This window comes from Thalassoglobus polymorphus, assembly GCF_007744255.1.
GTDB classification, from domain to species: domain Bacteria; phylum Planctomycetota; class Planctomycetia; order Planctomycetales; family Planctomycetaceae; genus Thalassoglobus; species Thalassoglobus polymorphus.
In genome coordinates this window covers 3734638-3754397 of sequence record NZ_CP036267.1, presented here as the reverse complement: position 1 = coordinate 3754397, position 19760 = coordinate 3734638, and the positions used below count along the sequence as shown (strand labels likewise).

The 19760-nt window shown below is 49.3% G+C and carries 13 protein-coding genes; 6 read left to right on the top strand and 7 right to left on the bottom strand.

Features of this window, described 5'->3' with window-relative positions:
- Positions 1-696: 696 nt before the first annotated feature.
- From Mal48_RS23295 to Mal48_RS13510, 4 genes are all read left to right on the top strand, one after another.
- The gene (locus Mal48_RS23295; protein ID WP_197441696.1) at positions 697-1239 is read left to right on the top strand and encodes a DUF2760 domain-containing protein; all 543 of its coding nucleotides are present in this window, start codon (positions 697-699) and stop codon (positions 1237-1239) included.
- Between the two features lie 198 nt (positions 1240-1437).
- Entirely contained in the window at positions 1438-3216 is a 1779-nt protein-coding gene (locus Mal48_RS13520) for an Hsp70 family protein (protein WP_145200297.1), read from the top strand.
- A gap of 145 nt (positions 3217-3361) precedes the next feature.
- Complete coding sequence (locus Mal48_RS13515; RefSeq protein WP_145200294.1) at positions 3362-6937, top strand: DUF11 domain-containing protein; 3576 nt, start codon at positions 3362-3364, stop codon at positions 6935-6937.
- Between the two features lie 186 nt (positions 6938-7123).
- Complete coding sequence (locus tag Mal48_RS13510; RefSeq protein WP_145200291.1) at positions 7124-7561, top strand: GNAT family N-acetyltransferase; 438 nt, start codon at positions 7124-7126, stop codon at positions 7559-7561.
- Positions 7562-7777: 216 nt separating this feature from the next.
- On the opposite strand, the gene Mal48_RS13505 is transcribed toward Mal48_RS13510, so the two are convergent.
- Positions 7778-9190, bottom strand: a complete 1413-nt coding sequence (locus Mal48_RS13505) for an HD-GYP domain-containing protein (protein WP_197441695.1) — start codon at positions 9188-9190, stop codon at positions 7778-7780.
- A gap of 659 nt (positions 9191-9849) precedes the next feature.
- Between Mal48_RS13505 and Mal48_RS13500 the strand changes: the two genes are divergently transcribed.
- Positions 9850-10248, top strand: coding sequence for a response regulator (locus tag Mal48_RS13500; protein ID WP_145200284.1), 399 nt, complete (start codon positions 9850-9852; stop codon positions 10246-10248).
- Positions 10249-10460: 212 nt separating this feature from the next.
- Here Mal48_RS13500 and Mal48_RS13495 read toward each other — a convergent pair whose 3' ends face one another.
- Positions 10461-12440, bottom strand: a complete 1980-nt coding sequence (locus Mal48_RS13495) for an AAA family ATPase (protein WP_145200281.1) — start codon at positions 12438-12440, stop codon at positions 10461-10463.
- Between the two features lie 273 nt (positions 12441-12713).
- Between Mal48_RS13495 and Mal48_RS13490 the strand changes: the two genes are divergently transcribed.
- Complete coding sequence (locus Mal48_RS13490; RefSeq protein ID WP_145200278.1) at positions 12714-13112, top strand: hypothetical protein; 399 nt, start codon at positions 12714-12716, stop codon at positions 13110-13112.
- A gap of 107 nt (positions 13113-13219) precedes the next feature.
- Here Mal48_RS13490 and Mal48_RS13485 read toward each other — a convergent pair whose 3' ends face one another.
- From Mal48_RS13485 to Mal48_RS13465, 5 genes are all read right to left on the bottom strand, one after another.
- Positions 13220-14503 (bottom strand): citrate synthase, encoded by a 1284-nt coding sequence (locus Mal48_RS13485; protein ID WP_145200275.1) that lies wholly within the window; start codon positions 14501-14503, stop codon positions 13220-13222.
- Positions 14504-14889: 386 nt separating this feature from the next.
- Entirely contained in the window at positions 14890-15894 is a 1005-nt protein-coding gene (gene nadA, locus Mal48_RS13480) for a quinolinate synthase NadA (RefSeq protein ID WP_145200272.1), read from the bottom strand.
- A gap of 299 nt (positions 15895-16193) precedes the next feature.
- Positions 16194-16928, bottom strand: coding sequence for a tetratricopeptide repeat protein (locus Mal48_RS13475; protein ID WP_145200269.1), 735 nt, complete (start codon positions 16926-16928; stop codon positions 16194-16196).
- 124 nt (positions 16929-17052) lie between these two features.
- The gene (locus tag Mal48_RS23290) at positions 17053-17628 is read right to left on the bottom strand and encodes a hypothetical protein (protein ID WP_197441694.1); all 576 of its coding nucleotides are present in this window, start codon (positions 17626-17628) and stop codon (positions 17053-17055) included.
- 101 nt (positions 17629-17729) lie between these two features.
- Complete coding sequence (locus Mal48_RS13465) at positions 17730-19292, bottom strand: type II and III secretion system protein family protein (protein WP_145200266.1); 1563 nt, start codon at positions 19290-19292, stop codon at positions 17730-17732.
- Positions 19293-19760 lie beyond the last annotated feature (468 nt).

The following is a 19760-nucleotide window of genomic DNA, read 5'->3' as shown; positions in this document are numbered from 1 at the left end:
GAGGTGTTATCCCAAACTGGCTGATCGAGAGATCGAGTGAAATTTTTCGCGTGGAACCAACTTTTACAATGCGATTTTTTTACAACGCGAGTTCTTCATCGGGAAGTGATTCTTCCGGAGAAAAGAGTGGGCAGGAAAAAAGGCGGGACCGCTAATCATTCTTCCTGCCCACTAGCCACTTTCAATGACTCGCTGTTTCTAGAACCAGTCCGAAAACCTCTGGAATAGCCGCTTCTCTCAACGTTTGAGAGAGTGATTTCAAGTTTTAGGATCAGATCTATCAAATATCCTGAATTTCAGTGATCGCCAGTTGTACTTCGCAAAGCGAGGGATATTTCAGATTCAGTTTTCATCCCGAGAGACTCAAAGAAACGATTCGTTTCTGAGTGTAACATTTGATGAATGATGAATTTGGTGAACGAGTCGATGTCTCAGAGAGGCGCCTTGGCGTCTCGACTCGTTCCAAATTCTTCAGGACTATCAGCCATCAAGCGTTCGTGCATTTCGGATGTTAGAATCCTTACTTCGAGAAGTGAAATCGAGTCCGTCATTGACTACTATCGTCACCAAGCTGTTCTAAGATCGTACTCTCGACGCTTGGCCGATCACTACGAATTCAATTTACGTTTTTTGAATTACCAAAACACCCAGAAAGTTCATCGAAGTTTTCTGGATCTATCTCAAGGATTATTCCCGATGGGACGTTTCATTCTTGCATTCAAGACCTTTTTCAAAGTTCTTGGAAATGCGGACTTTGCAAATCAGTTAGACGAAATCGTTGAAGGTTCTGCTCGACCGAAAATCGAACAGCCAGCCCCCAAGTCTCAGGAACCGCCCGCAAAGCCAAAGACAGAACCGAGAAACGGAGCTTTGACTCTTCTCGAAGCATTGCAACGAGAAGCCCGCTTGCTCGATTTCATCCAAGAGGACCTCAGTTCATATCAGGATGCACAAGTCGGTGCTGCCGTGCGAGACGTTCATCGTGGTTGCCGTGAAGTCTTTGATCGCTACTTCAGCTTGCAAGCTTGTCTTGATCAAGAAGAAGGTGCGACAATTGAAGTCACGGAGAACACCGATGCGTCGCAAGTCCGCCTGATCGGAAACGTCGTCGAAACTCGCCCGGTTTCTGGTACTCTCGTTCATTCTGGCTGGAAAGCTGCGAAATGTGCTCTTCCTGACTGGGTCGGCAAAGAGGAAAACAAAACCATTCTGGCTCCCGCAGAAGTCGAGGTCTCTTAAAGCTGTTTGTGCTTGCGGAGCTTAGTTTTTGTTCGAATTTCCGGCTCGATTTACAACCTCTACTGCGTAGGATGTGTACACCGTCGCGATCCGTAAGCGGACATCAGAGAACGTTTTCTCAGCGTTTGAGAGAACAATGTTTGAGCGAAGAATGAAAAGTCGTCGAATCAACTTTTGTTAATGCTTGTCGAGCAATTTATGTCTGCCGAATATATTATCGGAATCGATTTAGGGACGACAAATTCTGTCGTTGCTTACGTCCCTTACGGGGATGAATCTCTTGAGATGTCACTGCTGGAAATTCCACAAACGGTTGCACCGGGGACGATCGAAAATCGCACGTCTCTCCCATCTTTTATCTATCTCCCACTCAAAGACGAGGCAGGTTTTGAGCTTCCGTGGAAAGAGTCTCCGGAATTTGTCGTTGGCGAATTTGCGAGAAGGCAGTCTGCAGAGATTCCTGATCGGACAGTTGGCGGTGCAAAATCCTGGTTGGCTTACCACAAAGTGGATCGCCGCTCAGCAATTTTACCATGGAATGCTCCGGATGATGTCGCCAAGATTTCACCAGTCGAGGCGGCAACTGCGTACTTGCAGCACATTGTCGCTGCCTGGAATCATCAGTTCCCGAACAGCAAACTCGCTGATCAGCAAGTTGTTCTCACGGTGCCAGCTTCCTTCGATGCCAGTGCGCGCGAACTGACTCGTGAAGCCGCCAAAGAGGCTGGGTTGCCGGAAGAATTTGTTCTCCTCGAAGAACCGCAAGCGGCGTTGTATTCCTGGCTGAACGAAACTGGAAATCAGTGGCGCAAGATCCTCAACGTCGGAGATGCCGTTCTTGTGGTGGATGTCGGCGGAGGGACGACCGATCTCACTTTGGTAACGGTTTCTGAAAGCGATGGAGAGCTTGAATTAAAGAGGGTCGCTGTCGGAAATCACCTCCTCGTTGGGGGGGACAATATGGATCTCGCTTTGGCGCATCTGGCCTCGACACGATTCGCAGAGCAGGGGACTCAACTCGATCCCTGGCAGTCGGTCTCGCTCTGGCACTCTTGCCGGGCAGCAAAAGAATTCCTCCTCAAAGATGATGGTCCAGAAACACAATCAATCTCGGTCGCTGGACGAGGAAAGAAGCTTATCGGTGGCTCAGTCTCAATCGATTTGCAGAAAAGCGAAGTCCAGTCTTTGCTCCTCGACGGTTTTCTTCCTGAGTGTGAATTGACTGAGCACGCACAAAAGCAGCGAGCATCAGGATTTCAACAACTCGGGCTCCCTTTCGAGTCAGAGACCGGAATTACGCGACATATCGCAGAATTCCTGAGCCAACATGCAGACGGAGACTCACCGGTTCAGCCGACGGACCTGCTCGTAAATGGTGGAGTGTTCAAGGCTGCCGAGTTGTCGAATCGGCTCCTTTCAGTCCTTGAAGGTTGGTTTCCTGAGAATCCGCCCAAAATTCTCGTCGGAGAACGTGATCTCGACAACGCCGTCGCGCGAGGAGCAGCGTACTATGGCTGGACGAAGGAACATCAAGGAGTCCGAATTCGCGGAGGGACCGCCCGTTCTTATTACATCGGAGTCGAGACGGCAGGCCTCGCAGTTCCGGGACTGGCGCGTCCATTGAATGCGCTCTGTGTCGTCCCGCGAGGGATGGAAGAAGGGACTGAAACCGATGTTCCCTCCTCGGAAATCGGCTTGATTGTCGGTGAGCCGGCTCAGTTCCGTTTCTTTAGCTCCGCCGTTCGCAAAGACGACAAGCCGGGGGAAATTTTATCTCGCTGGGCTCCCGATGAACTTGTCGAAACAGACCCTCTTGAGGCGACGCTCTCCTCAGAGGAAAGCGAAGATGGCTATTCAGTTCCGGTGCGGTTTCAATCCCGAATTACCGAACTCGGTGTATTCGAATTGTGGTGCGTAGGCATCAATTCGGATCAAAAGTGGAAGCTGGAATTCAGTGTTCGTGACGATGAGTCCTGATTTTTGCGGTATTTGGCATGATTGTCTGACCGGATTCATCTTTACTCCGTTTTGAAAATTTTGCTATGACTCCACTTTCCAAAATGGATTTTGTTATCTCCTGCTTGAATGCAGGCTTTTTTGAGTTAGGGAAAGGATTCCCCCAATGCAGAACCTGTTCCTGAAATCTTTGGTTCTGATCGGCGTGATTGGCGGCAGTTGCTACATGGTATGGCAAGCTCACGAAAGCCTCCAAAGCACGACCGTCGAAACGGATCCGAATCAGTTTAAGTCTCTTGAATCGCCTGAAGGCGACGAGGGTGAAACTGATGGCTTGATGTCGCAATCCGATGAGTCGAGTACGGACCTCGGCTTCAAGGAGATCACTCTTGATACTCAAGGAAAACCTCTGATCAATGACAGCGCTCCTCGCGTAGCAGGTCATTCTCACGACACTGATCATGCTCACGATACTGAGGGTGGGCCTCAACCGACTGTCGCCAGACCAATGGAATTCACTCCCAAGCTGAGTGAACAAAAAAAAACGACAGCTAAAACAGCTCCCAAAAACTTTCCAGCAGTCGCAGAGAATCACAACGCTCGACCGATTGAAGATGTTGCGCCTCCCGCAGGTCTCACGGAACTCCCAGAGCAATCGCCTGAATCGAATCCTGATTCAGAATTGGAACCGCAGAGTGCAAATCCCGTAATGCCGCTCAGTTTTTATTCGGCTTCCGGAAAAAAAATTCCTTCTGTCGCCATGCTGGATGACAAACCAGAAACTCCTGATGGCTCTGAAAGCAAAGTTGTTCCGGTCTCTGCTGAAGTTCCCGACGAGAAGGAAGCACCTGAAGTTGCACTGGCATCTTTCGAAGTCGCTCCAGGAGGAAATTCAGAGCCCGAAGACAAAACGCCTTCGAATTCTTTTGGTCCTTCTGCGAACAGTGCTTCAGAAAAAAGTGCTACAGCAAGCAATGCTCCGAAGTTGACTGCTCCGTTTCCCGCGCTCCCAAAACAACCTGCACCTGCACCTGCACCTGCACCTGCACCTGCACCAGTCGAAGATGAACTCTCTGCAAACAACGATCAACTCCCAGCTGGCCTGACACTTTTGCCAGCCTCGCAGCCAGGTCCAATCCTTCTTTCTCCAGAAGCACTGCCGACTCTCGGCCAAAGCAAAGATCTTCCAAGTTCAAAACCAAGCCCGAGCGGAGTTGTGACGGCTCACGGGCAGGAAGCTGACAAAGAGGAACCGGGGCAATCACCAATTGCCCCTGCCAGTGGAGAAGCAGCAAACCCATTCGCATCCCGACGGAACGCTCCGGCGGATGATGAGCCTGTCGTTCCATCGTCACTGGGACCAAACCCGTTCGCGACAAACCAAAACGAAGTCATGGGAGAGAACAAGTTCAAGCCACTTCCTCCCGCTGATGCCGGTTTCAAAACGTCAGCTCCACTGCCGTCAATTCCGGAAGCTTCTAACGATCCATTTTCGCCAGACCGAAAGACAGCCGTTCTTCCCGGCACACAGCCAGAAGAAAACGGTGCGGATGCTGTGCCGGAAGATTTACTTCCACCAGCAGAATTCAATTCGGCACCACCAAGTAGATCCACTTTGCCCGGATTACCGCTTCCGCCGAGTTCAGGCACGAGTTCCATTCCACGAACCGCACCGGACCTCAACAACGAGCAGGCTCCTCGCATGCTCGAACCGCAACCGTTGTTGCCGCTATCAAAGAATGAGCCAATTCCACTCACATCAGCACCATCTGAAGCACCAGCTGAGTCTAATGACTCACTTGTGCTGCCAGGAAAATTAGATCCCGTTGAGAGGGACGGCCTCCCTGAAATCCGTCCATCCACACAAAATTCCAACTCTTTGTCTGTTGGAAGTCAGCCAGGGACGCTTCCGCTGAATTCGACGAATCCAAACAATTCAGAAATGGCACCTGCTGCGGAAAGCACGACAGGTTCGTACAGAAATCCCTACTTCACTGAAACACCCGGCCCCACTGCTCCGACTCGGGGCAATGCCAATCCACCTAGCTCAACTTCTCCGTTTGGGACGAACCCAAGCCTGCCGGAAGCGACTCCATTGAAGGTGGACAATTCACTTTCATCAATGCCTGAAGCAGGCGGATCAGTTGAACCGAGAGGTTTTCCGAACTCATCGATCCCAACGGAACGTCAACCGACCCCAGCTGCGTCAGGGAGTGGAGTCTTTCCGTTAGGGCAAAGCGGTCAGATGTCAGGGACTCAGAGTCCGCAGCTGGAAAAGCTGTCCAACACGACGTCTGAACCAACTCTCGCGAAATCGAAGCCAACGGGTGATACGAATGATCTTGTCGGGAACGGGACGATTGACCCGACAATCGGGTCAGGTCCACAGTCACCTGAACTGAAAATCGAGAAAATTGCGCCCTCGGAAGCTTCCATTGGAGAGCCTCTGATTTATTCAATTCGAATCCGGAACGTCGGCCAAAGCACAGCACGCTCGGTCGTTGTTGAAGATCGAATTCCTCGCGGGACTCGGCTTGAAGGCACAATCCCGCAGGCTGTTCAGACTCAAGATAAACTTTCATGGGAATTAGGAGTCATCCCCGCTGGGGAAGAAAGAACAATTCAGTTGAAAGTCACTCCGCTGGAGTCCGGCAACATCGGATCGGTCGCGACGGTCTCGTTTGAAGCCGCAGTGACAACAAACATTCGTGTCACAGCTCCAGAACTTTCGGTTGAAATCGATGGTCCCACAGAAGCGTTGCTCGGGAAAAATGTCCCATACAAGTTTACCGTTCGAAATACGGGACAAGGGAATGCCAAAGATGTTGTCTTAAGAGCCATTTTGCCACCTTCGCTGAAGCATCCGAACGGCAACGATATTGAAGCAGACTTGAACGAGATCGAAGCCGGGAAATCTAAAACGGTTGAGCTTGTCGTCGTTGCAGATGAAGTTGGTGTCTCCACTCCGAAAGTCTTGCTCTGGATGGATGGGAAAACTCATGCAGAAAACCGTGCAGACTTGCATATTCTTGAATCACGACTTCGCATCACACGTACTGGACCAAAACGCAGATTTGTTGGCCGTCCGGCACAATTCATTACTGAAATTACGAACGATTCAAGTGCTCAACTGACTGACATTTCCATTGTCGAACAACTTCCTGTTTCAGTTGAACCTGTCAATCCGGAAGCAGGTTGGGACCCAGAACGGCGTGTGATTCAACGAACCATCCCCAGCTTAATGCCCGGACAAACAAAACAGATCGTGACAAACGTCATTCCGAAACAAGCTGGAGAATTGACTGGAAAACTGATTGCTCAAGACCTCAGTGGCAACCGAGCAGAGGTCGCTACCCCATTGAGTGTCAAAGGGTTTGCTGAGCTTGAAGCGGTAGTCCACGGCGAGAACAAAACTGTCGAGGTTGGCGAACAGGTGTCGCTCCGTCTGAAGCTCAAGAATGATGGCACAGCATCCGCAACCAACGTGCAGGCCGCATTCGAAATTCCAGCTGGCTTGACATTCAGTACTGCCTCGGGACCAAGTGATTACGACGTCCACGGAAGCCGAGTCATTTTTCAACCAGTCTCGCAGATGGCGACGAACACCGAAAAGACTTACGACATCGTGTTAACCGCAGCTGAAGTCGGGGAAAAGAAAGTAAAGGTTGCACTGATCTCCGATGATTACGAAGAAGCAATTAATCGCGAAGAGCCAGTTCGCGTCATTTCGGCTGGTCAATAGCGATCATTCAATGCTTGAAGTCCTCGTGGCATACGCTTGCATGGCATCATGAAGTGTTTTCCACGAGGCGGGAATGAATGCGAATATTTGATGTGCGTTTGCACTGAGTTTCAGGCTGCCCAGAGATTTTTCTGAGCCAGCTTCATTTTTAGCGATTGTCGATCCGCATCGCCAAGTTGAGTCCGCATGCAGTTTCTCAACTTTAAAATCGATTCGAAATGGTACTCACACGCACTCACGTTGCGAAACGAGACCTTAAGACGTCCGATCGGTCTGGACCTGTTCGAAGAGGATCTGAGTCGAGAAGCTCAATACCTGCACTTTGGAATCATCGTCGATGAGCAACTCGTTGGCTACGTTTTAATTGTTCCTGAAGGTTCAACTTCGGTGACTCTCCGCCAGATGTGTGTCGCGCCCGAGTTTCGCACACAAGGTATCGGACGATTCTTAGTGCAACAGGTCGAACGTTTCTTGCTGAATCAAGGAGTCTCTTTCATTAAGATGGCTGCTCGTGTCCCGGCGATCCCGTTTTATGAAAAACTGGGGTACAGCTGTGTCGGCGAGCAATTTTTGAGTGTTGGAATTCCTCATATCCGTATGGAGAAAATCCTTGCACCTGCCTGAGTAGCTTTGCGAATGTCAATCGAGTGACGGACTCGAAAAGCAGGAGCGAGTAAGAATGGGTGAGACGATGAAACCACGGAAGTGATCTGTTCGAGGCTGGAGGTTTTATCCGGCGAGATGATCTCTCAAGCATCTTTCGAATTGGTTTGCAGGCTCTGCCTCGTGGCGAACAGTATTCTTATTAGAACTGATCCTGCAACTTGAAATTACTCTCTCTCAAACTGTCTCAACACCGGGGCCAGTATGAGTCATTTCCACTGCCCGAGAGATGAGATCTGCAGGCATGGTTGTTTTCAAACTGAGGTTGCTCTGTGAAGTATCCATGCAGATTTCTTGAATCTCATCCCAGGCCTGAAAGAATGCATTGAGGACATTCTCATCCCATTGCGGGCCTTCGTTTTTCTCGAGAATGCTTCGTGCTGTTTCTGCACTCATCCCTTTGCGGTAAGGGCGATCACTCGTCATCGCATCATACGAATCGGCGACGGAAATAATTCTCGCAGATAAAGGGATTTGTTCACCAACAAGCCCTTCAGGGTATCCCGAACCGTTGATCTGCTCATGGTGGTATAAGACACCCGGCAACACATAAGAAATTTGACTGAGGTGTTTCAGTACTCGGGCTCCAATCACAGGATGCTGCTTGAGAAGATGATATTCGTTTTGTGTCAGGCGATTTGTTTTTTGTAAGACATGGTCCGGGATTCCAATTTTCCCGACGTCGTGCAGTAGCCCGGACAGATAGATTTCTTCACATTCACGCTCGCAAAGTTGAAGATTCGCTGCAATGACTCGAGAGAGTGCAGCAACGCGGTCGCTGTGACCGCAAGTGTAATGATCCTTTGCATCGACAGTGTTGATCATTACTCGAACGATGCCAACCAACAGGTCTTTCTGTTCTAGCAACAGCGTCGAATTTTTTGCATGTGAAGCGATGAACGAAGCAGACGACTGCATCAAGCCTGCTTCGAATGTTCCGAACTCAGGCTGATGTCGGTCATGCTTTCTCACATCGGAATATGATGGCAAGACGTCCGCTGAATCTGTCCTGTTGATGGCAAGCACCCAGCCGAACTCTTCATTTCTTGAGTAGATCGGAACAAGGATGAAACTTCGCAACTGAACAATTTGGGAAGTTGAACATTGGTTCTTAACGATGGGATGCAGGCGAGCTTGGTGAGAATATCGCTTCAGAAGAGATTGAATCGAAGCTTGATCAAGGATTTCATTTCCCACATGACGAAATGATAACTGCCCAGTTGGGATCGGATCATTCTCACCTGAAGGGATGATCGGCGAGTCATACTGGATCAGCGAAAGTTGTGAGGCCTGAATCGTATCCAGGAGAGTTGGAAAAATTTGATCGACAAGTTCGAAAAGAGGATTTCTCAGATCGGTTTGCTGAATGTGATTCGCCAGTTCACGCGTCCAGACGAGTTCTTCAAAATCACGGCTGATTTGCGAAGCATAATCATCGAGAGAAGATTCGTGGTCTTGGATCTGGATATCTTTCTGGATCAACTCAGCGGTTGTTTTTGCAAGTCTTCGGACCAGTTCCTCCTCACGCGAACATATGATCCCGGAAATTGTGACCGAGTCTCCATCTCTATCATGAAATATGAACCTCACTTCGAAGCTCGACCCCAAATTCTCCACATTCACCTTCACCGGATCTGGCCTTTCGGTTCCCCGAGGTGAAAGCTGGGATGGGATTTGTGTGAATGTGGTTCCCATTGATTTTGAGGAGAGCTCAATCGCTTTCCCTATAATCGAACTCTGTCTGGTGTTGATATTCATTGAGAAATTCAAAGTGGAAATGACACGCAGCGTCCAATCAACGAATTTCAAGCTGATGGAGTATGGCCACGAACGTCATCTGTTTTAGGATATTCCAATCAAATCGCTATTTTGCAGTAGAATCTTACGTCACGATAAGGCATTCGGATGTCCTGCTTAGAAAAAACGTTAAATTTTCATTGCCTCCCGATGACTGTGACCTAACTTTCATCAAAGTTTCCCACGACATGAGTTTTGCCCTCCATGTTTTCGTATTTGCATAATCATTCAACCACAAGAGTGGTTTGCAATGTATCACGCAAATGCTCGACAGATCATTTTTCCACTTGTGACAACTTAATCTCTGAAATCGAAATCCTAATCGCGCGCAATTTTTCATAGTACGGGTCTTAAGAATAATTTCGACGAACTTCCAAACCGATTTTTGAAGACGTTTTGTGATCGCCAGAACCTTATGACCACTCTAGAAATGTTGTGTAGGATAGAGGACTATGATTTCTGAAATGAAGCAGCGAGTCTTAATCGCGGAAGATAGCCGCGTGATGGCGAAAGTGATGCAATTGAATCTAGCTCGAGCGGGGTTTGAAGCTGAAGTCGCAGAAAATGGCTTGCTTGCTTGGGAACGGTTATGTGAAGAGCCGTTCGACCTTCTGCTGACCGATTTTCAGATGCCCGAGATGGAAGGAGATGAACTTTGCCGACTACTTCGGCAATGTGCACTGAATGCCGACATCCCTGTTATTCTCGTTTCAGCTAAAGGCTTTGAAATTGATATTCCGGGCCTGAAACGCGAAGTCGGAATCGCTGATGTGATCTACAAGCCGTTTAGTCCGCGCCAAATTGTTGAGACCGTTAAACGAACACTCTCCCCAACTCCGTTACCGTCATAGAAAAACTTGCTCGACCGTGTGCCAGTGGCGAATACATTTCTCCACTGGACTTGCTATTCGTTACGAGACTGAATTCGAAAAATAAATTCGAAAATGCAAACGTTCGCCTCAAACTGATCGAGTCCGATTTCGTTTGATGTTTCTCCAGGTCGATCGACGTCGGGTAAACGCCTTACCTTTGCTGCTGTGCCGACCAATCTTTCTTGGCCACGTTAAGATCCCATCTTGATTCTTGCGACGCGCGCGAAGCGTCCGCTTCCCTGTTCTGGTGGCAACAGCCGAAATTTTGTTGGCAACCAGACCGGTGTGTCAACTCGTTCTTCAGGTAATACAGGAGTGCTTGGAAGGTTCAGGCGTGTCGCAGCTGCGTAGTTCTCGATATCAGTCTCATGCAGATAGATTCGTTTTCCGGAAATGAATCCTGAAATCGTATCGACAATTTCGCGGCTCATTCTTGTCCAGATGACGACCTTGGGGTTCGCCTTAATGACCAGCCCATAGTTTCCGGAAACCTCGAAAAAATCTCCGAGGTCACTCAATAAGCGATCCCAGTGGAGATGGTCGTGGTATCGGATCTGTTCGATAATCGCTGGTCCCAGTTGACCATGCTCCGCTAATTGTTGCCACTTTGGGACGACGACATCGTCATCCTCCGGAGCCTCACCACGACGTGTCTCTTCTTCCATGATTCGCATCACTCGATGATCAAGTGTCGCTGGGCGACAACGTGTTCGAGCCCATTCACGTAACTGAAAAATCTCATCTTCCATAGTGATTGAGAGTGGCACAGTTCGCTCTCTTGCTTCATGCAAATCTTCCTGAGTCGGCATTCGTCCCGCAGCGTAAGATTCAATCATGGCGGAGTTCACGATGGTTTCGATCTCTGCTCCACTGTAGCCATCTGTTTGGTTTGCCAAGTCTTCAACGTCAAATTTCTCTGGCTTCCAGCCTCTCTTTGCGAGATGGATTTCAAAAATCGACTGCCGTTCTTCATAGTTTGGTAGATCGACAAAGAAGAGATCGTCGAAGCGCCCTCTGCGAAGCAGTTCAGGTGGAAGCTTTGAAACCTGATTCGCAGTCGCCACAACGAAGACTGGCTCTCGGTGTTCTTGTAGCCATGTTAAAAATCGCCCCAAGACACGAGAAACGGTCGCATCACTCTGACCTTCCCCCTCGAATCCTGCGAAGGCCTTATCAATTTCCTCCAACCACAAAACGGCTGGAGAAATTGTTTCCATCACACGCAGGACATCCCGCAAGTTCTGTTCAGAAACTCCGCGGCTCGACTCCAGTAGATTTCCCAAGTCCATACGCACTAGAGGAAAACCAAGCAGTCGAGCGATCGCTTTGGCGCTCAAGCTTTTTCCACATCCCTGGACTCCTGCGAGTAGCACACCTTTAGGGTTGGAAATTCCCCGTGCTTGTGCGTCCGTGCTGAACGCTTCGGCACGTTGTAAGACCCATTCTTTTAAGCCATCGAGTCCACCGACATCGTCGAGTCCCTCTTCCAGATCAAAAAATTCCAGCAGGTTCGAACCTTGAACCATCCTGCGTTTCTCGCCGACCAACGACGCGTAGACTTCATCATTGACCTCTTCTCGTCCTCGCACAGCCTGCGTGATCGACTTTCGAGCCTCCTCGTATGTCAGTCCGAGCACTGCCTTGATGAGATGGTCCTCCTGTTTGTCATCAATGCGAGCGGGGATTTCTGCCTTGTGCTCAGCGAAAATTTGAGAGATCAATCCGCGAATCTGATCTGGCCCCGGAAGGGGTAATTCAAGAACAGCGACGTCTTTCATTAACTCAAGCGGAAGCTCGTCCACTGGCGACATGAACAACAAGGTCTTTTGTTGTTGCACGAGGTCTGGAAGAATATCTCTGATTTTGCGGACAATTTCGTAGTCATCCAATAAGCGATGAAAATCTTTAAGCAAGAAAACGTGATCTCCCGGATAGTCGTTTACGACCTGATCAAGAAAAGCAATTGTTCCGGGAAGTGAATTTGAGTCATTCTTTATCGGGGGACGTGGCCCGGCTGTGACTGACCAGGTTACAAGACCCCGGTCGATTTCCATCGCTAATTCTGCGATGTCTTCTTCCCATCGCTGCTCTTCGTAAGTTTGCAGCAACAGAATTGGATAGCCCGCCAATATCCGAGAGCTGAGATCTTCAAGAGTGTCCGCAGTGCTCATGGGAAACCTTCCGCAGCAGCGTTTTGAATGTGATCATCTTTGGTCAAGGGATCGCAGGTGATGCCGTTTTGCAACTCTGGTTGTTGTGTTTTCTCAACGTTTCGTCGGTGCATCATAGCAACAGTTTCGTCCTGCAACGATCTTTAACATGTTGAAGTGAAACGAGAAACGACAGACCCTCTCAACCGGAGATTCAAAATTTTGTTTGTCGGCACGCAATCCGCCCCAACAGAAGGAGCACGCTATTTCCTCTCATAACTGATTCAAAGAATAATGTCATTCAATCAATCTGCGATAGCCGTGGAAGATCGATTTTACACCACGAATCTCGGAGACCTTCTGCTGCTGAAAGCATTGGGGTTTATCGAAGATCATCACGCCAGAATTCTCGATGTGGCTGAGAACCATTTGAAACTTCGGGTTGGAAACACCTTCTTAGAGCGTTTCTTCTACCGATGTTCAAAAGAGCGACCTGTGGAAATCACTCTGCATATTCGGCAAGAGATCGATGACGGAGACACGACCAAGGAGGCTTTACGACTGCCCGGGATTGCCTGCTCCCAAGTTGATGTCACAATTGTCCCGCAATCCCGTTCGTGGAAGAAATCTGAATTCGAACAGTTCTCCCGGCGGATTTTGTGGTCGCTGCGACAACATTTTATCAGTCCATGAAAATTTTATCAGTCCATAAAAAAAGTTTCGCAACTGGCTTTAAGCCGGGTGCGAAACTGAATGGCAACCTGAAATTGGTCGTCGCCCTGTTGTCTTTAAGAAGAGACCTATCGCTGGTCCATCGCAACGTAGTCTCTTTCTCGCTCGCCCAGGAACACCTGTCGTGGACGTTGAATGCGTTGCTCTTTGTCCTCAAGTGATTCCGCCCATTGAGCAAGCCAGCCAATAGTTCGCGGGATAGCAAACAGGACGGGGAACATCGTGACCGGCAAGCCGATTGCCTGATAAATCAGACCTGAGTAGAAATCGACATTGGGGTAGAGTTTTCGTTTGACGAAGTATTCGTCTTCAAGAGCAATTCGTTCGAGTTCCAACGCCACATCCAATAATGGATTTCGCCCAGTCACTTCAAAAACGTCATCAGCACATTTCTTGATAATACGTGCCCGAGGATCGTAGTTCTTGTAAACCCGATGACCGAAGCCCATCAAGCGTAACTCGCCGTTCTTACATTTTTTCATGTATTCCGGGACTTTGCTAACGTCGCCGATTTCATTCAGCATTCGTAGGACCGCTTCGTTCGCTCCTCCATGAAGTGGTCCGTACAGGGCTGCCGCAGCTCCTGCCCATGCGGAGTAAGGATCGGCTTCCGAAGAGCCAATCGCTCTCATAACACTCGCGGAGCAATTTTGCTCATGGTCCGCATGTAATGTGAACAAGACGTCGAGTGCTTTCACGATCGCTGGATTTGGCTCGTAATCATTTCCAACCATCCGGAACATCATCGTCAGGAAGTTTTCGGTGTAGCTGAGCTTGTTGTTCGGGTAGACATACGGATGCCCCTGACTATGCCGAAATGTGAAGGCTGCGATCGTCGGAACTTTCGCAATCAGCCGTTTGATTTGCAGTCTGCGATTTTCTGCACAGCGAACGTTTTTCGCTTCTGGGTAAAATGTTGAGAGAGCAGCCACAGTGCTGATGATCATTCCCATTGGGTGAGCATCGTAGCGAAACGATTCCATCTGTCGTTTGATGTTCTCGTGAACGACCGTGTGGTGATGGATCTCCTCTTCCCAACCGGAAAGCTCGTCCTTTTTAGGAAGCTCACCGTTTAAAAGCAGATAGGCGACTTCCATGAACGAACTTTTCTCAGCAAGCTGTTCAATGGGATATCCTCGATATTCCAGAATCCCTTTCTCACCATCGATATAAGTCACTCTACTTATGCACGATGATGTGTTCGTGTAGCCCGGATCGTACGTCATCAGCCCGAAATCGTCTTCCTTGACCTTAATTTGCCGAAGATCGAGTGCACGAATCGTGTCATGAGTGACAGGAATCTCAAATGTCTTCCCAGTGCGATTGTCGGTAACTGTCAGAGTCTCAGGCATAATTGTTTCTTACTACTGGTTCATTATTAGCTGAAATGACGACCCGCAACGTATGATGAGTCGGCCAACGAGCCTGCACAACACATCGAGCCACGTGTCACTTCAAGTCCGACAGGACGTTTCGTTGGTGTCGATTCTTCGGCAGGATTGCATGATGACAAACAAAATGCTGCACTCAAGTCAGTCCCGATTTTTTTACTGAGCTCAGCGAAAACAGAACGGAACATTTGAATGCAACCCGCATTCTATCGATGTTTGCTGACGATTCAAACTTGCCCGTTGAATCGTCAGCAATTTTCGAATTCGCAATAAGCTCTGTGACCGGAAAAGTCGCTTTTCACTTGCTGCCCGGTATCTTTACAGGCAGGAAAGAGCATGAAAAGGGTCTATTGCAGCAAACTTCGGGAGACAACTTCTTTGGCTTTGTCGAAGTAGGGTTGCCAGAGAATTTCGGGTTTTCCGCGTTTCAGGCAATCACGCACTTTTTGAAGTGTGTTCCTGGCCATGTGCGGGCAGCGATTACAGGCGCAGGTTTCACCAGTGTCGGTCATAATCCCAGGGACGGGTATGAATTCATGCTGCGGAGCAATGGCTTCCAGCGGGTGAATCATGTTCGCTTCGGTTGCGACGAGGAATGTTTTCGGCTCTTGAATCGCTGCGACATGCTGACGCATTTTCTCCGTACCACCCACAAAATCGGAAACATCTAGAATATTTTGAGGGCATTCCGGATGCGAGATGACGAGGGAGTCCGGGTTATTCTTTTTCGCACGAATTAAATCCTGCAAGCTAAAGACTTCGTGAACCATGCACGATCCGGGCCACAGGATCATCTCGCGCCCGGTCACTTCCATCAGGTACCGTCCGAGGTGCTGATCGGGGACAAACAGAATTTCTTTGTCCTTGGGAACGCGGTTTTCGACGACTTCGCGTGCGTTTCCACTAGTGACGATCCAGTCACACAAGCTTTTCACTGCTGCTGAGGTGTTAATATAGGCAACAGTCACGATGTCGTGACCTTTCGCCCGTAATTCTGCCTGATATGCAGCCAGTTTGTCCGCGGGACAGCTTTCTGACAAGGAACATCCCGCCTGAAGATCAGGCAGCAGGACAGTCTTCTCCGGATTCAGCATTTTGGCGGTTTCAGCCATAAAGTGAACACCAGCAAAGACAATGGTCGATGTTGTCACATTTACCGCATCTCGAGCCAGTTGCAGAGAATCACCAGCAAAGTCAGCAATATCCTGGATTTCACCGTCAACATAGTAGTGGGCGAGAATTGTGGCATCTTTCGCGACTTTGAGCCGATCAATCTCATCCATCAAGTCGAGGGGATCTTCGTAAATCCCTGTCTCTTCGCCAGCGATGGGCAATAAATTATTTTCTCTCATGAGTATTCCTCCATAACAAAGTATAGCGGAGGAATTTTTCTCGTCACGGGGCAATGAAAGCGGGTCTTCCAGATTCTCTGGAATTGAGTCCTCCCGTCGGATTCGGGAGAACGGTGTCGGCATTGAGAGGTTTTATCCGTGTGAAGGCCACTTTTATGGGTTCATCGATTGCACGCCACGAGGCAATACGTCGAGGCAGAGATTAGAACTGATCCTGAAACCTGAAATTGCTCGCTCATGTCTTGCTCACTCAAATGTTGAGGAGAGCGGCAATTCCAAGAGTTGTCGGGCTGGCTCTCTTACATCTCTCCGTTTGTGAGTTGAATCCCACTCTCGTTCATTTTCTTTTGTGATGCGATCACTTGAGTTTGAATTTCGTTCATCTGAACAAGTGCCTCGGCAGCTGACTTCAGTGATGGGTCTTTATCCAGCGCGATGTCGTAGTGCCGCATTGCCATTTCGGCATTGCCTTGTTCGGAGTAGACAAACCCGATGTTCGCATGGGCTTCTGCATCACTCATGACTGACCGGTAGATCGTAAAGCTTTCTTCCATTCGACCTTGATGTCCAACTGACAACGCGAGGTTGTTTACCGATCTCATGTCGGTTGGGTTCAAGTTGAGAGAATCTCTTAAGAAGCCTTCAGCGATGTCAAATTCTCCTTGAAGGATATGAGCATAGCCCAAATCACTTTTGATTTTGGCATCATTCGGAGAGAGAGCATCGGCTTCCATCAGGTAGGTAATCCCCTCAGTCGTTTTACCGATTCGGACTTTGACGACACCCAACCGATGGCACACCTCTGAACTGTCCGGGTTAGCCTGGTAGATTGACTCATACAGCTGATGTGCTTCAGCGAGCTTTCCTTCCTGCTCATGTGCTCGCGCCATACTGTACTGCATGTCGAGCTCTTTGGCTGTCGACTTCTTAGCGGACGCAGTCAAAGGAATTCCCTTCGAAGCACATCCGCTTGCTAGCACGATGGCGGCACACAATGAAGCCGCTAGCAAACTTTTTGTCCGATCCTTGGACATAATCCTTACTCCTTTACAGTCACAGAAAACGATTTCACCCTCAGTCTCATTGCCGAAATTCCCGAGCTGAAAAACAGCTCGAGAATTTCGGGTTTTCGTATTCGATCAGGTTCGAAGGAGTGGCTTAGAAGCCGGCGCCTCCGCCTCCTCCTCCACCACCGCCGAATCCACCGCCACCGCCACCGCTGCGGATTCCCATGCCACGGGCATATGCACCCTGTGCTTGGAATCCGGTGTAGCCTGGAGTCAATGCTGGGGAAACGACCACACGCTCTTCGGCGTCGTAGATACCCATGTCTTGAAGTGCGGCAATCACGAGGTTTCTTCTCGCAATGTCGAGTTCAGCATCGTTGTTGACGGGATATTTAAACCGTGAGTCTGGATCGACGCTCATTGAGCTTCGCTCGATCAAGACTGGGAACGGTGTCGATTCAAGTCGAGCAGCAATTTGCTTCACGTGATCTTTGCCAGCCAGGTTCAGATCAACTGTGTTTCCGTTCCACTCATGTTCATGAATCACGAAATCGGAAGCTTCTGCGTTCGTTTCCTGCTGTTGCCAGACAGGGTCCGAAATTGTGCCGAGTGGATGAGGAGTAATGTCACCCATGTATGCGCACTTTTCGCAGTGTGTGCATCCGACCAGCAAGCCTGTGCAGGTCACTGCGGATAACAATGCTCCTTGGCGAAGTAAACGTAACATGGAATTGTCCCCCTTATTTAGGCCCCAGACAGAAGTTGTCGGGGGAGTCAGGTCGTTTGAGCTTGTGGATGAGTAGGTGTGGGTCGCGTAACAAGTTTCGATTATTCACTGAATCCGTGAGATCCATTCAGGTAGTACTTCTTGGACTTGTGGTTTTTGTCCATTTCGTAGTACCCGCATCGCTTCATCCGGCTTTTGTACAAAGGCCAGACAGTGCTGCGGTGATGGCTTTCTGCTCGGCCTTCGAGGTCTCCGAAGAGGAAGAAGTCGAGGTCATTCGGTTCAGTCACTTCCATGCCAGGCAGAATCTGTGGAGCCTGATCTGGCTCAAGTGGATGGACAAGTTCCGGTGAGACAAGGATCAGGAGTTCCGACTCATCTCGTGAAACTGATTTACTTTCCGTCAGGACGTTCAGGCCGGGCACTTCGCCCAGGAACGGCAATCGGGATGATTCGCTTGCTTGCTGCTCCTGAATAAGTCCTGCGATTGCAAACGTTTGGCCTTCACGCATCTCGACAACAGTGCTCGTTGATCGACTGTCGACACCAGGAATTCCGTTGACAGAGTTTGACTTATTCAATGTGGTGAACGAAGGAGCGACTCGCAATCGGATACGATCTTTATCGAGTACCGTTGGTGAGAAGTCGACCGACGTTCCAAATCCTCGGAAGCTTGTAGTCGCCGCCTGGGCTCCACCGACCCCCACAACTGTCGGGACAGCGAACTCTCCCCCTGACAGGAATGTTGCAGATTCGCCACTCAAGACGACTAGGTTCGGTTCTGAAAGAATTTTTGCTGTACCATTCCCAACTAATGCTTTGAGAACGACATCGAATCCACCCTCAGAAAACGTTCCAGTCAATAAGGCGTTTCCGGCTCCAGTTAAACCGTTGGCGAACGTAAACTCTTTGAAGCTCCCCTGGAAGTCAGCTCCGAGTTCACGGCTTGCGGAACGTTGTAGTTCTGCAATTCGGACTTTCAGAAGGACCTGTTTTTCTCCAGGGATATCAAGCAAGTTGATTAAGCGAGCTTGCGGGAGTGTCGAGGCATCGGGAAACGGTTCTGAGGCAGTAATGTTCCCCAGAAGATTTCCACCATTATTGTAGTTGTTGTTGCCCATCTGCTCACCGACGATCGAAGTGATTTCGACTGCCTCTTCTTCGTCGCGAGCTTGTCCACGAAGAATGACTTTATCAGCGATTGGGATGAGCTGAATTCGGCTGTTTGGGAACATCTCGTTCACCATTGCCTGCAACTCGCTGTACTCAAACCGTCGTTGTGCATCGACACCGTCATCTTTGACAACTGTTACGAGCATGCTGAGAAGTTCGGCGTCTTGCTCATTTCCGAGCCACATGGTGACCGTTGTGCTACCGGTTTGCTTACCGATAATTTCGATCTCTTTCGAGCCGAAGGCGACAAATTCAAGGATGCTCGGGTCAGCGACAGCAGCTCGAAAAACATCCTTCTGCATTCGAAGGATTTTCGAACGCCGCATGCTTACTTCAAGCTCGACCTCAGCTGTCACGATCTCTTCGACGAGACCCGAAACTTTTTGCTTCGGTTCCTGTGCTTCGACCTGAACCAAATTCATGAAGGGACTTGCCAGGATGGCCAATAAGGCAAGTTTTCGCGGGATTAGTGAGAGTTTTGATAATGCCATGATCGTTCCATCAACTGGGTCTGCTTGGCACGAATAGAATCTAATGTGGCAAAGTGCGTGCTCCTGCACTTCGCCACTTTTATGATCGTCACTTGGCGCAAGAGAACCTTACTTTGAGTGAAAGCAAGGGCGTTTTTCCCGCAGAATCGTTATTGCTAATCGTTTTAATTTAACATGCAGAATTGGATGTTGCTGTAACCACCACAGTAGTCGTGTCTTATGGCAATTTTCTCAGGGTCTCTCTGGCGGCAGTTTTCAAACCGGTGCCCGCCGGTAGCGGCAAATTCTGCCGCGAAGAGCGTCGATTGGGCCAATTTGCCACCATGGGCTCGAAAATGTCGATCTCATTGGCAGATACTGCCGCTGGGGCAAGAAATGCGTTAAAAAGGAATTTCGCAAAAATCTTATTTTCGGGTGAGAACTTTTCCGGTCATAGGGGTGACCGGCAACTGTAATACAGTGTGTATG

What these genes read in the sequence shown, in the direction of transcription:
- Mal48_RS23295 (WP_197441696.1), top strand. Translation starts at nt 697, where the DNA reads ATGGGACGTTTCATTCTTGCATTCAAGACCTTTTTCAAAGTTCTTGGA.
- Mal48_RS13520 (WP_145200297.1), top strand. Translation starts at nt 1,438, where the DNA reads ATGTCTGCCGAATATATTATCGGAATCGATTTAGGGACGACAAATTCT.
- Mal48_RS13515 (WP_145200294.1), top strand. Translation starts at nt 3,362, where the DNA reads ATGCAGAACCTGTTCCTGAAATCTTTGGTTCTGATCGGCGTGATTGGC.
- Mal48_RS13510 (WP_145200291.1), top strand. Translation starts at nt 7,124, where the DNA reads ATGCAGTTTCTCAACTTTAAAATCGATTCGAAATGGTACTCACACGCA.
- Mal48_RS13500 (WP_145200284.1), top strand. Translation starts at nt 9,850, where the DNA reads ATGATTTCTGAAATGAAGCAGCGAGTCTTAATCGCGGAAGATAGCCGC.
- Mal48_RS13495 (WP_145200281.1), bottom strand. Translation starts at nt 12,440, where the DNA reads ATGAGCACTGCGGACACTCTTGAAGATCTCAGCTCTCGGATATTGGCG.
- Mal48_RS13490 (WP_145200278.1), top strand. Translation starts at nt 12,714, where the DNA reads ATGTCATTCAATCAATCTGCGATAGCCGTGGAAGATCGATTTTACACC.
- Mal48_RS13485 (WP_145200275.1), bottom strand. Translation starts at nt 14,503, where the DNA reads ATGCCTGAGACTCTGACAGTTACCGACAATCGCACTGGGAAGACATTT.
- nadA (WP_145200272.1), bottom strand. Translation starts at nt 15,894, where the DNA reads ATGAGAGAAAATAATTTATTGCCCATCGCTGGCGAAGAGACAGGGATT.
- Mal48_RS13475 (WP_145200269.1), bottom strand. Translation starts at nt 16,928, where the DNA reads ATGTCCAAGGATCGGACAAAAAGTTTGCTAGCGGCTTCATTGTGTGCC.
- Mal48_RS23290 (WP_197441694.1), bottom strand. Translation starts at nt 17,628, where the DNA reads ATGTTACGTTTACTTCGCCAAGGAGCATTGTTATCCGCAGTGACCTGC.
- Mal48_RS13465 (WP_145200266.1), bottom strand. Translation starts at nt 19,292, where the DNA reads ATGGCATTATCAAAACTCTCACTAATCCCGCGAAAACTTGCCTTATTG.